Annotated in this window: 13 protein-coding genes; 10 read left to right on the plus strand and 3 right to left on the minus strand. The window is 60.4% G+C overall.

Annotated features, from left to right (window positions below; translation table 11 throughout):
* Window positions 1-153 precede the first annotated feature (153 nt).
* Window positions 154-360, minus strand: coding sequence for a hypothetical protein (locus HGP31_RS13580; protein WP_033044665.1), 207 nt, complete (start codon window positions 358-360; stop codon window positions 154-156).
* 181 nt (window positions 361-541) lie between these two features.
* Window positions 542-1,288, minus strand: coding sequence for a hypothetical protein (locus HGP31_RS13585; RefSeq protein ID WP_168757930.1), 747 nt, complete (start codon window positions 1,286-1,288; stop codon window positions 542-544).
* 270 nt (window positions 1,289-1,558) lie between these two features.
* Between HGP31_RS13585 and HGP31_RS13590 the strand changes: the two genes are divergently transcribed.
* A complete protein-coding gene (locus HGP31_RS13590; RefSeq protein WP_033044664.1) occupies window positions 1,559-2,656 on the plus strand; it encodes a carboxynorspermidine decarboxylase in 1,098 nt (365 codons plus the stop codon).
* 27 nt (window positions 2,657-2,683) lie between these two features.
* Window positions 2,684-3,928 (plus strand): saccharopine dehydrogenase family protein, encoded by a 1,245-nt coding sequence (locus HGP31_RS13595; protein ID WP_020801089.1) that lies wholly within the window; start codon window positions 2,684-2,686, stop codon window positions 3,926-3,928.
* A gap of 135 nt (window positions 3,929-4,063) precedes the next feature.
* Here HGP31_RS13595 and HGP31_RS13600 read toward each other — a convergent pair whose 3' ends face one another.
* Window positions 4,064-5,455: an aldehyde dehydrogenase family protein gene (locus tag HGP31_RS13600; RefSeq protein ID WP_168757931.1), complete on the minus strand. Its 1,392-nt coding sequence runs from the start codon at window positions 5,453-5,455 to the stop codon at window positions 4,064-4,066.
* 99 nt (window positions 5,456-5,554) lie between these two features.
* On the opposite strand from HGP31_RS13600, the gene ptrR reads away from it, so the two are divergent.
* The 8 genes from ptrR to HGP31_RS13640 all read left to right on the plus strand — a co-directional run bounded on the left by ptrR (window position 5,555) and on the right by HGP31_RS13640 (window position 13,085).
* A complete protein-coding gene (gene ptrR / locus HGP31_RS13605; protein WP_033043750.1) occupies window positions 5,555-6,427 on the plus strand; it encodes a putrescine utilization regulator PtrR in 873 nt (290 codons plus the stop codon).
* Between the two features lie 363 nt (window positions 6,428-6,790).
* Window positions 6,791-7,468, plus strand: coding sequence for a thermostable hemolysin (locus tag HGP31_RS13610; RefSeq protein WP_168757932.1), 678 nt, complete (start codon window positions 6,791-6,793; stop codon window positions 7,466-7,468).
* Entirely contained in the window at window positions 7,458-8,939 is a 1,482-nt protein-coding gene (locus HGP31_RS13615) for an AMP-binding protein (RefSeq protein WP_168757933.1), read from the plus strand. Before HGP31_RS13610 ends, HGP31_RS13615 begins: the two co-directional genes overlap by 11 nt.
* Window positions 8,936-9,610 (plus strand): iron-containing redox enzyme family protein, encoded by a 675-nt coding sequence (locus HGP31_RS13620; protein ID WP_168757934.1) that lies wholly within the window; start codon window positions 8,936-8,938, stop codon window positions 9,608-9,610. The genes HGP31_RS13615 and HGP31_RS13620 overlap by 4 nt, the downstream gene beginning before the upstream one ends.
* Window positions 9,597-10,406, plus strand: a complete 810-nt coding sequence (locus HGP31_RS13625) for an SDR family oxidoreductase (RefSeq protein ID WP_168757935.1) — start codon at window positions 9,597-9,599, stop codon at window positions 10,404-10,406. Before HGP31_RS13620 ends, HGP31_RS13625 begins: the two co-directional genes overlap by 14 nt.
* Window positions 10,403-11,047 (plus strand): tetratricopeptide repeat protein, encoded by a 645-nt coding sequence (locus tag HGP31_RS13630; RefSeq protein ID WP_168757936.1) that lies wholly within the window; start codon window positions 10,403-10,405, stop codon window positions 11,045-11,047. The genes HGP31_RS13625 and HGP31_RS13630 overlap by 4 nt, the downstream gene beginning before the upstream one ends.
* Window positions 11,048-11,058: 11 nt before the next feature.
* Window positions 11,059-11,721, plus strand: a complete 663-nt coding sequence (locus tag HGP31_RS13635; RefSeq protein ID WP_168757937.1) for a response regulator — start codon at window positions 11,059-11,061, stop codon at window positions 11,719-11,721.
* Window positions 11,718-13,085: a sensor histidine kinase gene (locus HGP31_RS13640; protein ID WP_020801080.1), complete on the plus strand. Its 1,368-nt coding sequence runs from the start codon at window positions 11,718-11,720 to the stop codon at window positions 13,083-13,085. Before HGP31_RS13635 ends, HGP31_RS13640 begins: the two co-directional genes overlap by 4 nt.
* Window positions 13,086-13,184: the final 99 nt, after the last annotated feature.

Raw genomic sequence — 13,184 nt, forward strand, 5'->3', positions numbered from 1 at the left:
AGCCTGACACCCCGGGGGCTCTCAGGTTTTTCGTGAGCGAGCTCGCTCCTGCAGAAAGGGCGAAACCATAAGCAGCCGTTACCGCAGCAATGGATATGTACGCCAAAAGAATCCAGCAAAAATAGCCTGGGTGGTTTCTCCCATCGAGTGCCGTCAGGCTACAAAGGCCGATACCTGGACGAGGTTGTTGTCCTGGGCTGCCGCAACAAGGTGCAAAGGCACATGCGGTTGCTCGACGGGGGAGGAGATTTCAATGCTTCCCACAATATGCACTTGTCGCTCGCTCAGTCCGGTCGACTCTAGTTCCTTTGCCTTAGCCATTCTCGCGTGGTTCGCTGCGATTTCGTTGAGAGTTGACACGTTACATCTCCGGTGACTGACCAAGCGTTTTGCTGGAGTCCTTTAGCGTTGATTGGATGGCCATCGCGTCAGTTTTATGTCGTTCGCGATGGCTAACGCGGGCCGGTGCAATCCCCACGCCAGAGAAGGCCGGGATTACCCCTGGCGATTTCATTTGCGACGAAAGGTTATCGGCCTCGGGTTAAAACACGATGCCGAGCTTTACGCCGTACTCGTCCCGGGTCTGCTTGTCGAAGTCGGTTAGCTGAAATTGACCGTCCAGGTCGTATTTGAAGCGGTTGTAGTAAAGGCTGGCAATCACCGGAATCGATCCCTCCTGGTTGAACAGCCAGCTCAGTTCGACAAATGGATTGGTGGTGTCCTTGAGGTCCTGTTCCTCGCTGTCCACGTTGTGGATTTCCAGCTGCGCATTTCCGTTGATGACCTTGCGAACGCCAGCTTCCAGGCGCAAGGTTGAGGTGCTGAAGGCGTGGTTGTAGCCGGCTGCGACTTTAGCGAAGGGAGTGCGATTGGTGAGATTGATGTCGTATTTGTGGAAATCCGGGTCATAACGGTTCCACTTATAGCCTGCTCCGATCAAAACGTCGAAAAAATTGTCGGCATCCAGGGCCATCCTCCAGCCCAGGTCCAGGTCGGCCTGGCCATCGGTGACGCGTTGATGCTTTTCTTCGGAGTACTGCCCGGTGATTTCTGCCTGATACACAAGGCCGCCCCGGCCCGTCATCTTGTTGCCGAAGTTGAGGAACAGTCCTGCTTCGGGAATATGCTCGGAACTGCTGGTCCTGCGGCCTGTAAACTCCAGCTCGCTGTAGCTTCCCAGCAGGCCGACGGAAAAAACAGGGTTTTCAGAAGGTGTTGCGCCAGCGAATGAGGGGGCGACGCCCGCCAGGAGGGAGGTGACAACAGCAGCAAGACTGGTTCTATTCATGAGAACTCCATCAGCGTACTAGGGTCCGAGACGGACCTGTCACTAACAACAATAGTCGGTTTTGGTACAACGTATGACCGGTCGTCGGTGAGTTCTCGAAAAAGATGGCAATTGGCCTTGGTGTCATCTTTTTGTCGTCCATGAGTGCGACTTTGCGGGGTTGCCGTGCGGATCCTTGTCCGACGAACTGCACTTCTGCTCTTTCGATATGTGGCCAGTGCGGGCACAATGCGCATCCTTTTTTTGGCTGGCCTTGCCGGAGGCCTCGAAATGATCAAAACGCCGTACTACCTCATCGATAAGCAAAAGCTGCTGGGCAACATGGAAAAGATTGCCTACGTGCGCGAGCAGTCCGGGGCCAAGGCCCTGCTGGCACTCAAGTGCTTCGCCACCTGGTCGGTGTTTGACCTGATGCAGCAATACATGGATGGCACCACGTCGTCGTCGCTCTACGAACTCAAGCTCGGTCGGCAGAAGTTCGCTGGCGAGACTCACGCCTACAGCGTCGCCTGGGCCGATGACGAAATCGAGGAGATGCTCGACAACTGCGACAAGATCATCTTCAACTCCATCGGCCAGTTGCAGCGCTACACGCAAGCGTCTGAAGGCAAGGTCCGTGGCCTGCGGGTCAATCCGCAGGTGAGCAGCTCTGATTACCTGTTGGCCGACCCGGCACGGCCGTTCAGCCGCCTGGGCGAGTGGGACCCGGTGAAGATCGAGCAGGTCATCGAGCAGATTTCCGGCTTCATGTTCCACAACAACTGTGAGAACGGTGACTTCGGCCTGTTCGACGACATGCTGTGCACCATCGAAGAGCGTTTCGGTCATTTGCTGCACAAGGTCGAGTGGGTCAGCCTCGGTGGCGGTATTCACTTCACCGGCGAAGGCTACGCGCTGGATGAGTTCTGCGCACGCCTCAAGGCGTTTTCGCAAAAGTACGGCGTGCAGGTCTACCTGGAACCAGGCGAAGCGGCGATCACCCAGAGTGCGTCGCTGGAAGTCACCGTGCTGGACACTCTCTACAACGGCAAGCACCTGGCGGTCGTGGACAGCTCTATCGAAGCCCACATGCTCGACCTGCTGATCTACCGCCTGAACGCCAAGCTGGCCCCGAGCGCGGGTGAGCACACCTACATGGTGTGCGGCAAATCCTGCCTGGCCGGCGATATTTTCGGTGAGTACCAGTTCGATCGTCCGCTGGCCATCGGCGACCGCCTGTCGTTCGTCGACGCCGCGGGCTACACCATGGTCAAGAAGAACTGGTTCAACGGCCTGAAGATGCCGTCCATCGTAGTGAAACAACTCGACGGTACTGTCGAGGTGGTTCGTGAGTTCGGTTACAACGACTATATGTCCAGCCTCTCGTAAGCTGGCTGAGAAGGAGAGAGAGAAAAATTGAAGAAGAACGTACTTATCATTGGTGCAGGAGGTGTCGCCAAGGTGGTGGCCCACAAGTGCGCGCAGCACAACGACGAGCTCGGTCGTATTGCTATCGCGTCGCGCAACATCTCCAAATGCCAGGCCATCATCGACAGCGTCAAGGCCAAGGGCAGCCTCAAACAGCCCGCTGAAATCAAGGCATTCACCCTCAATGCCCTGGACGTCGAGGCGACCAAGACGCTGATTCGTGAAACCGAATCGCAGATCGTCATCAACGTCGGCTCCGCTTTCCTCAACATGTCGGTGCTGCGTGCCTGCATCGATACCGGCGCGGCCTACCTGGACACCGCCATCCACGAAGAGCCGGGCAAGATCTGCGAGACGCCACCCTGGTATGGCAACTACGAGTGGAAGCACCTCGAGGAATGCCAGCAGAAGAACGTCACCGCCATCCTCGGCGTGGGCTTCGACCCGGGTGTGGTCAATGCCTATGCGGCACTGGCCCAACAACAGTATTTCGACAGCATTGATTCGATCGATATTCTCGACGTCAATGCCGGTTCCCATGGCAAATATTTCGCCACCAATTTCGATCCGGAAATCAATTTCCGCGAGTTCACCGGGCAGGTGTGGAGCTGGCAGGACAGCCAGTGGACCAGCAACACCATGTTCGAAGTCAAGCGCACCGACGACCTGCCGGTAGTCGGTTCGCAGAACCTGTACCTGACCGGTCACGATGAAGTGCACTCGCTGTCGAAGAACCTTGGCGTGCCTAACGTACGTTTCTGGATGAGCTTCGGCGAGCACTACATCAATGTGTTCACCGTTCTCAAGAACCTCGGCCTGCTTTCCGAGCAACCGGTCAAGACCGCCGAAGGCCTGGAAGTCGTGCCGCTCAAGGTGGTCAAGGCCGTGCTGCCTGATCCGAGCTCGCTGGCGCCTGGCTACACCGGCAAGACTTGCATCGGTGACCTGGTCAAGGGCACCAAGGACGGCCAGCCGCGCGAAGTGTTCATCTACAACGTTGCGGACCACGAGCAAGCTTTTGCCGAAACCGACAGCCAGGGCATTTCCTACACCGCCGGTGTACCACCAGTGGCTGCTGCCCTGCTGGTAGCCCGTGGCGAGTGGGACGTGCAGCGCATGGTCAACGTCGAGGAGCTGCCAGCCGAGGCGTTCCTCAAGGCTTTGGACGTGATGGGCCTGCCGACCCGCATCAAGGACGAGCACGGTGACCGTGCGTGGGACTGCAACGCCTGAGGTTAGGGACTTTGTGGGAGCGAGCCTGCTCGCGATGGACTGACGAGCGCTGCGTTTATTCAGTAAACCAGCGTCATCGTTAACGACCATCGCGAGCAGGCTCGCTCCCACATTGGATCAACTGCGCAGATTCGATCAGTGGCGATCCAGCCACACCGTCTGTGCATTGCAGAATTCGCGCACGCCAAAGTGCGAAAGCTCACGGCCGAACCCGCTTTTCTTCACCCCGCCAAAGGTCACGCGCGGGTCACTGGCGCAGTAGCCATTGATGAAGACCCCACCGGTTTCCAGTTCGCTGGCCATCTGCTGGGCCTGCTCGACATTGCCGGTATAGACGGTAGCCGCCAGACCGAACTCACTGTCGTTTGCCAGTTCCAGCGCATGCGCTGCGTCACGAGCGGTGATGATCGAAGCGACCGGGCCAAACAGCTCCTGTTTGAATGAAGTCATCTGGTCAGTGACACCCGCCAGCACCGTAGGCTCATAGACGTTGCCCGGGCCTTGGGCTTTCTTGCCGCCCAGCAACAAGGTCGCGCCTTCCTCCAGGGTGTCGCGCACCTGTTGATCCAGTTCATCGCGCAGATCGAAGCGGGCCATCGGGCCGATGTACGTCTCGGCGGACAGTGGATCACCGACCACCAGTTTGCGCGTGGCGTCGACAAAGCGCCGGGTGAATTCCTCGACTATGCCTTGCTCGACGATCAGCCGCTTGGCGGCCGCACAGACTTGCCCGGTGTTCTGGTAGCGACCGATCACGGCCGCCTGGACGGCGTCGTCGAGGTTGGCATCATTAAGCACGATGAATGGATCGGAACCGCCCAGTTCCAGCACGCACTTCTTCAGTGCTGCACCCGCCTGGGCGCCGATGGCCATGCCGGCTCGCACACTGCCGGTCAGGGTTACGGCGGCGATGCGTGGGTCGGCGATCGCCTTGGAAACGCCGTCCGGCGTGACGTTGATGACCTCGAAGACACCCTCGGCAAAACCCGCCTGCTTGAAGGCGTCCAGCAGCAGGTAGGCACTGCCCATCACATTGGGCGCGTGCTTGAGCACGTAGGTATTGCCGGCCAGGAGCGTCGGGACTGCACCGCGCAGCACTTGCCAGATCGGGAAGTTCCACGGCATGACCGCGAGGATCGGGCCCAGCGGGCGATATTCGATGCGCGCCTTGTTGCCTTCGACCAGGGTGGGTTCAGCACTGAGCATGGCCGGGCCATGTTCGGCATACCAGTCGCAGAGCTGCGCACATTTTTCGATTTCACCGCGGGCCTGGGCGATCGGCTTGCCCATTTCCAGGGTAATCATGGTGGCCATGGCCTGGGCGTTGTCGCGCAATGCCTGGCCAAGGGCAATCAATCGTTGCACGCGTTGTGCAACCGGCTCGCGGCGCCAGGCGCGGAACCCGTTGGCGGAACGCGACAGGGCCGCGTCCATTGCCGCTGCGGATTCGAAAGGATAGTGGCCGATCTGTTCACCGGTCGCCGGGTTGATCGAAATGGCGTGGGTAAGGCTGGATATGTTGGTCATGGCACCGTCCTGCGGGTAAGAATGGGCTCAGGTTACGGTGCTGTATGTTTTCTTTAAACTGAATAATAATGAGCGTCTTGTTCACGTTTGGAGAATGAATTGGACCTGGTTCAGCTCGAGATTTTCAAGGCTGTCGCCGAGCACGGCAGCATCAGCGTCGCCGCGCAGCACATCCATCGGGTGCCTTCGAACCTGACCACGCGGATCAAGCAACTGGAGCAGGACCTGGGCGTCGACCTGTTCATTCGCGAAAAAAGCCGCCTGCGCCTTTCGCCAGCCGGCTGGAGTTTCCTCGACTACGCCCGGCGGATTCTCGACCTGGTCCAGGAAGCCCGCGCCACGGTGGCCGGTGAAGAACCCCAGGGTACATTCCCTCTGGGATCCCTGGAGAGCACCGCAGCAGTGCGGATTCCCGAACTGTTGGCGGCTTATAACCAGCAGTACGCCAAGGTCGAGCTGGACCTGTCCACCGGACCTTCCGGGACCATGATCGACGGGGTGCTGGCGGGCCGCCTGACCGCCGCGTTTGTCGATGGCCCGGTGCTGCACCCGGCGCTGGAAGGCGTACCGGCATTCGAAGAAGAAATGGTGCTGATTGCACCGCTCAACCACAGCCCGATCCATCGCGCTCAGGACGTGAACGGCGAAAATATCTACGCCTTCCGCTCCAACTGCTCCTACCGCCATCACTTCGAAAGCTGGTTCGCCAACGACGCTGCAGTGCCGGGCAAGATCTTCGAAATGGAGTCCTACCACGGCATGCTCGCCTGCGTCAGCGCCGGTGCCGGCCTGGCCCTGATGCCGCGCAGCATGCTGCAGAGCATGCCCGGCTGCAGCACGGTCAGCGTCTGGCCATTGTCGGAATCGTTCCGTTATTTGCGCACCTGGCTGGTTTGGCGCAGGGGCACGGTGTCGCAGAGCCTGACCATGTTCGTGCGGTTGCTGGAGGAGCGGTGTGAAGCGATGAGTTAGCGGTAAGCGGGGCTGGAATGCGGAGGGCGTGTTCAAAGAAAATTGGTTGGCGCCAGCGGGCGCCATTGCACTGCCCCGAAACGCCTCCACGCCTGCGCGCTTCCGACAAATGCTGGTAGCGGGGTTTGCTCCAGACCCCATAGGGTGACTCGTTCTGGCGGATGATAATGCAGTTGTGATTTGGCGCCCTCGTTAACCATCAACCCCCTGCGAGGGAATTTGCAGAAAACCACGAGGGCCTGAGGGGGGGCAGGGCGCTGAAGGTCGAGGTTCAGCGCCCTGGCAGTTTTTTGTCATCTTCAGACTTCGTTAAGAAATCCCTTTGATACTTCTCCCAATTGATCCGGGGGAGGTGTTTTTTTCATGTCCGAATTCAACTGGAATGTGCAGTTGCCGCTGTATTTCGGCCAAGCCGAAACACCGCCAATGAGTCTCCTCAGGGCATTGCCCGGCGACGAGCAGCGGACCGTCTTCGAAAGCTTCATCCAGCAACGTTTTCGCAAGGCCCACGGCGCCGACATCCGTCATTTCATGCCAGAGCTGTTTGGCATGAACGACGCGTACGGTGCCTTGTGCGCAGTGGCTGGCGTGCGACTGGCAGACACACAACCACTGTTTCTGGAGGGCTATCTGGACGGGCCGATCGATCCGCTGATCAGTGCCACGGCGGACCGGACCGTGGAGCGATCCGCCATCGTCGAAGTCGGCAATCTGGCGGCCGCCGACACGGGCAGCGCGCGCATGAGCATCATTGCGATGACCTATGTGCTGGCCATGGGCGGCCTGGAGTGGGTGGCGTTCACCGGCAATATTGGCCTGGTGAACAGCTTCCATCGCCTGGGTTTGAAGCCGGTGACACTGTGTGCCGCCGATCCTGCGCGCTTGGGCGAGGACCGCCATGCCTGGGGCAGTTACTACGAAAGCAAGCCCTGGGTCCACGTTGGCAATATCCGCAGTGGGTTTATTCATTTACGCAATATAGGTCTGTTCAGTCGACTGGGTTTGCCTTCGTCCATCGAGGGGTGTTGCCATGTCGCCTGAAGTGGAACGTTTCAAACAAACGCTGCGCGATCATGCCGCCCGCAAGGGCGATGGCATTGCCTTGTGGGGCGATCAGTTGAAACTGGACTACGCCTCCCTGTACGCCGAAGTGATCGAGCGCCAGCAGCGACTGCGCGATGAACACATCAAGGTGCTTGCCCTGGCGTTGGACAATGGTGTCGAGGCGATGCTCTGGGACCTGGCTGCGTTGTTCGAAGGCTTGACGTGTGTTGCGTTACCGCCTTTCTTCAGCCCCGCGCAGCGCAGTCATTGCCTGGAACAGAGCCAGGCCGAAAGCGTGATCGCTGAACCGCAACAGACAGCCGAACTGCAAGCGGGCGGCTATGAAAAATCCGGCGAGTTCTGGCGCCGTACCTTCAGTGGCTCGAACCGGATGCCCGAAGGCACCGCCAAACTGACGTTTACCTCCGGCACCACGGGGACACCCAAAGGCGTGTGCTTGAGTGCCGACAGCATCCTGCGAGTCGCCCGCGAACTGGATCAGGCCAGTCGAAGCTGCCATCCGCAGCATCATCTGGCGCTGCTGCCGCTCGCCATTTTGCTGGAGAACATCGGTTGTTATGCCGCGTTGTATGCCGGCGCGACCTTGAGCCTGCCCAGCCAGAAAACCCTCGGGATCCAGGGGGCCAGTGGCGTGGATGTGCCGCAACTGCTGGCGTGCCTGGCGAAACGATCGCCCCAGAGCCTGATCCTGGTGCCGCAGTTGCTGCTGATGCTGGTCAGCGCGGCCGAGCAGAAAGCCTTCGACCCACAGCACCTGCGTTTTGCCGCCGTGGGTGGCGCACGGGTTTGCGAAGATCTGTTGCATCGAGCCCAACGTGCAGGCGTGCCGGCTTACGAGGGTTACGGATTGTCGGAATGTGCGTCGGTGGTGTGCCTCAATACACCGCAAGCCTGCCGTCCTGGCAGTGTCGGCCGCCCCTTGCCCCATGTGCAGGTTCGCCTGGCCGACGACGGCGAAGTGCTGATCAAGGGCTCGACCCTGCTGGGTTACTTGGGGGAGGCACCGCACGCTGATGAGTGGTGGCCCAGCGGTGACCTCGGTGAGTTCGACGAGGAGGGATTCCTCTACCTCAAGGGCCGCAAGAAACATCAGTTCGTCACCAGTTTCGGGCGCAACGTCAATCCCGAATGGGTCGAAGCCGAACTGACCCAGCGCCGTCATATCGCCCAGGCCTTCGTCCATGGCGAAGCCCTGCCGGGCAACCATGCATTGCTCTGGCCGCACCGTGCGGACTGCTCGGACGAGCAATTGGCCGCCGCCGTGGCCGAGGCCAACGAGGCCTTGCCCGATTACGCCCGGGTCCAGTACTGGACCCGTCTGGAACAACCCTTCACCGTTACAAATGGCCTGCTGACAGCCAACGGTCGACCACGCCGCGACGCCATCGTCGAGCGATACCGGGCGCAGCTGACTGAGTCGGTACTATTCGAGGAACCCGCATCATGAGCTTTTTCGACACCCTGCAAGAGGCCACCCACCAGGAGCGCAGTACGCTGTTCAATCTGCCGATCATCGTCGATGCCCTCGAAGGCAAGGTCAGCCTGGAGAGCTACCGGGCCTTTCTGGCCCAGGCTTACTACCACGTGCGCCATACCGTGCCGTTGATGATGGCCTGCGGTGCACGCCTGCCGTCACGCCTGGAGTGGCTGCGCGAAGCCGTGTGCGAGTACATCGAGGATGAATACGGCCACGAACAATGGGTACTCGATGACATTCAGGCCTGTGGCGGCGACAAGGAGGCGGTGCGCGGCGGCCAGCCGTCGTTGGCCATCGAGCTGATGGTCAGTTTTCTTTACGACTTGATTGCCCGGGGCAGCCCGGTGGGGCTGTTCGGCATGGTCAATGTGCTGGAAGGCACCAGCATCGCCCTGGCCACCCATGCCGCTGGCAGCATTCGCGAGCGTCTGGCCCTGCCGCAAAGCGCCTTCAGCTACCTCGATTCCCATGGGTCGCTGGACATCGAGCATATGCAAACTTACCGCCGACTGATGAACAAACTGGACGACCCTGGCGATCAGGCCGCCGTCATTCACGCCTCCAAAGTGGTTTACCGGCTTTACGCCGACATGTTCCGTGGCCTGCCACACGACGGGGAGAACCCGCATGCGCCTGTCTGAGACTCGCGTGGTACTGACCGGTGCCAGCGGCGGCATTGGCCTGGCGATCACCACCGCCCTGTGCGCCAGTGGCGCCACGGTGCTGGCCGTGGCCCGACATCGGGAGGCGCTGGAGCCCTTGCTCGAACGCTATCGGGACAGGCTGTTCTGGGTGGGCGCCGACCTGACATTGCAGGCCGACCGGCGCAAGGTGCTGGCCGCCGCCGAAGCGTTGGGCGGGATCAACCTGCTGATAAATGCGGCCGGGGTCAACCACTTCGCCATGCTCGAACAGCTCGAAGACAGCGAAATCAACGCGATGCTGGCGGTGAACATCAGCGCGCCAATTTGCCTGACCAAAACCTTGCTGCCACTGCTCAAGCAGGCGGACAGCGCCATGGTGGTGAATGTCGGCTCGACCTATGGCTCGATTGGCTATGCCGGTTACGCCAGTTATTGCGCGAGCAAATTCGCCCTGCGCGGGTTTTCCGAAGCCCTGCGCCGGGAATTGGCGGACACCCGGGTCGGTGTGTTGTACGTCGCACCGCGCGCCACCCATACAAGCATGAACAGCCCGGCGGCGCAGGCCTTGAATGACGCTCTCAAATCCAGCGTCGACGACCCGCAGACCGTCGCCTCGGCGGTCATCCACGCCATCGCCGGCGACCGCCGCGACCTGTATCTGGGCTGGCCGGAGCGCTTCTTCGTGCGCCTCAACAGCCTGTTGCCCAATCTGGTGGATCGGGGCCTGCGCAAGCAATTGCCGCTGATTCGCCGCCTGAGTCAAAAACCAGACAACGAGAACCTCGAGCCATGAAAAAATTTGCCACGTATTTGCTGTTGGGAGCCTTGAGCCAGAGCGTCTGGGCCCTGGACGCCGCCGACCAGCAACGTCTTAATGGCATCCAGCAAAGCTGGGCGCATATTCAGTACGAGTTGCCAGAGGAGCAACGCACCGCCGCCTTCGAAAAGCTCGCCACCCAGGCGGCAGCGTTTACCCAGGAGCGCCAATCGGTGGCTGAGGCCTGGATCTGGTCCGGCATCGTCACCAGCAGTTGGGCCGGCGCCCAAGGGGGGCTCGGAGCCCTTGGCAAGGTCAAGGACGCGAAGCAATATCTGGAAAAAGCCCTGACCCTGGACCCCAAGGCCTTGCAAGGTTCGGCCTACACCAGCCTCGGCGCGTTGTATGATCGTGTGCCGGGATGGCCCATCGGTTTCGGTGACTCGGACAAAGCCGAGCAATTGCTCAAGGTCGCTTTGCAGATGAACCCCAATGGCATCGACAGCCTGTACTTTTGGGGTGATCACCTCTACCGTCAAAAGCGCTACGCTGAGGCCAAGGCAGCATTGCAAAAGGCCCTGTCGGCCGCCCCTCGGCCAGGGCGGGAAACCGCCGATGCCGGGCGTCGCAAAGAGATCGAAACACTGCTGGTGGATGTGAACAAGAAACTCGGCTGACAGGAGTCCGCGTGCGTATACTACTGATTGAAGATGACTTGGCCCTCGGTGAAGGCATTCATCAAGCCCTGGAGCGCGAAGGTTATACCGTCGACTGGTTGCGCGATGGCAGCAGCGCCTTGCATGCATTGCTCAGCGAAACCTTTGACCTGGCATTGCTTGACCTTGGCCTGCCGCGCATGGACGGGCTCGAAGTGCTGCGGCGCCTGCGCGACAGCGGTTCGAACCTGCCGGTGCTGATTCTCACGGCCCGGGATGCCACCGAAGACCGCATAGCCGGGCTCGACGCCGGGGCTGACGATTACTTGATCAAGCCTTTCGATTTAGCCGAACTCAAGGCGCGCCTGCGGGCGCTGTTGCGGCGCAGTGCCGGCCGCGCACAGGCGTTGATCGAGCACGCTGGCATCCGGCTCAACCCTGGCACCCAGCAAGTCAGCTACCAGGGCGAACCGGTGGCGCTCACGCCCAAGGAGTATCAGCTGCTGCATGAACTCCTCTCGCCCCCGGGCCGGGTCATGACCCGCGACCATTTGATGCAGTTGCTCTACGGCTGGAACGAAGAGGCTGAAAGCAACACCCTGGAAGTGCACATCCATCACCTGCGCAAGAAATTCTCCACCGACCTGATCCGTACCGTTCGCGGCGTCGGTTATCTGGTGGAGGAGCGTCGGTGACGTCGATCCGCCGTCGTACCCTGACGCTGATCATTGGCCTGATGCTCGCGGGCCTGGGTGTGATCAGCGCCTTGAACCTGTACGACAGCCATCACGAAATTGCAGAAGTCTACGATGCCCAACTCGCGCAAAACGCGAGATTGCTGCAAGGCGTGTTCCGCATGCCACTGGCCAGCAAGGAACACGCCGAGTTGTACCAGGCGTTCAACGAGGCCCTGGGCGAAGCGGTGCCCAGGGGTGACGGTCATCCCTATGAAAGAAAAATTGCCTTCCAGGTCTGGAATCCCCAGGGCGAAGTGCTGGTGCACACTGCCAGCGCTCCCTCTTTCACTGCTGCCCCCTCTACGCCCGGCTTTAGCGATGTAGTGGACCTGAATAACCGCCACTGGCGCGCGTTCCTGCTGGAAGACAAGCAGAATCACCTGCGGATCTGGGTCGGTGAGCGGGACGACGTGCGAGCGGACCTGGTCGACCGGATCGTGCGTCATACCCTTTGGCCCAACGTGTTGGGCAGCCTGTTACTCGCGGTGATGGTCTGGCTGGCCATCGGCTGGGGCCTCAAGCCGCTGGCGAACATGGCGGCGACCCTGCGCGCACGGCACAGCGGTTCATTGGAGCCTTTGCACCTGTCGCCACTGCCCAGCGAACTGGAGCCCATGCAAGCGGCGCTCAACCGCGTGCTCGCGCAGATCCAGGAAGTTCTGGGGCGTGAGCGACGGTTCATCGCTGACGCCGCCCACGAAATGCGCACGCCGCTGGCGGTGCTGAGGGTGCATGCCCAGAACTTGATGGAGGCGGAGAGCGAGGAGGAGCGCCGCGCATCACTGGAGCACCTGATCGCCGGCGTGGACCGTACCAGCCGACTGGTCAACCAATTGCTCACGATGGCGCGCATCGAACCCCAGGCAGCCATTCGACCACCGGAATACATTGACCTGGAGGCCACGGTTCGCGACAGCCTGATTCAGTTGACGCCCTGGCTGTTGGGTAAAAACCTGGAACTGGTGTTCGATGTCAGCGGCGACGTCAGCCAGGTCAGAATCGATCCCGCTGCCATCGACATTGCGTTGAACAATCTGGTGACCAATGCGGCGAACTTCTCGCCTGTGCACGGGGTGATCACCGTAAGGCTGGCCAAAACAGAACAGGGCTATGAATTGTCCGTGGAGGACGAGGGGCCGGGGATCAAGGAAGAGGACCGTGAGAGGCTGTTCGAACGATTCTACAGCCGGGCAAATGACGAGGGAGCAGGCTTGGGCCTGACCATCGTTCGGGCCATCGCGGATCGCCTGGGCGGGCAGGTCAAACTGGAGAATCGCTTAGAGGGGGGATTGCGCGCTTCGTTGGAAATTCGGCGCTTTTGACCTTGCCATGGACATGACGCAAAGTGCCCAGGTTACTCAGAAGAGCAACCACGCAAAAAAGCTTTGCCCCACCACTTGGTGCCTCGCTAAGGCTCGGCA

Origin of the sequence: Pseudomonas umsongensis, from assembly GCF_012647205.1 — a bacterium.
In the GTDB taxonomy this organism is placed as follows: Bacteria; Pseudomonadota; Gammaproteobacteria; order Pseudomonadales; family Pseudomonadaceae; genus Aquipseudomonas; species Aquipseudomonas umsongensis.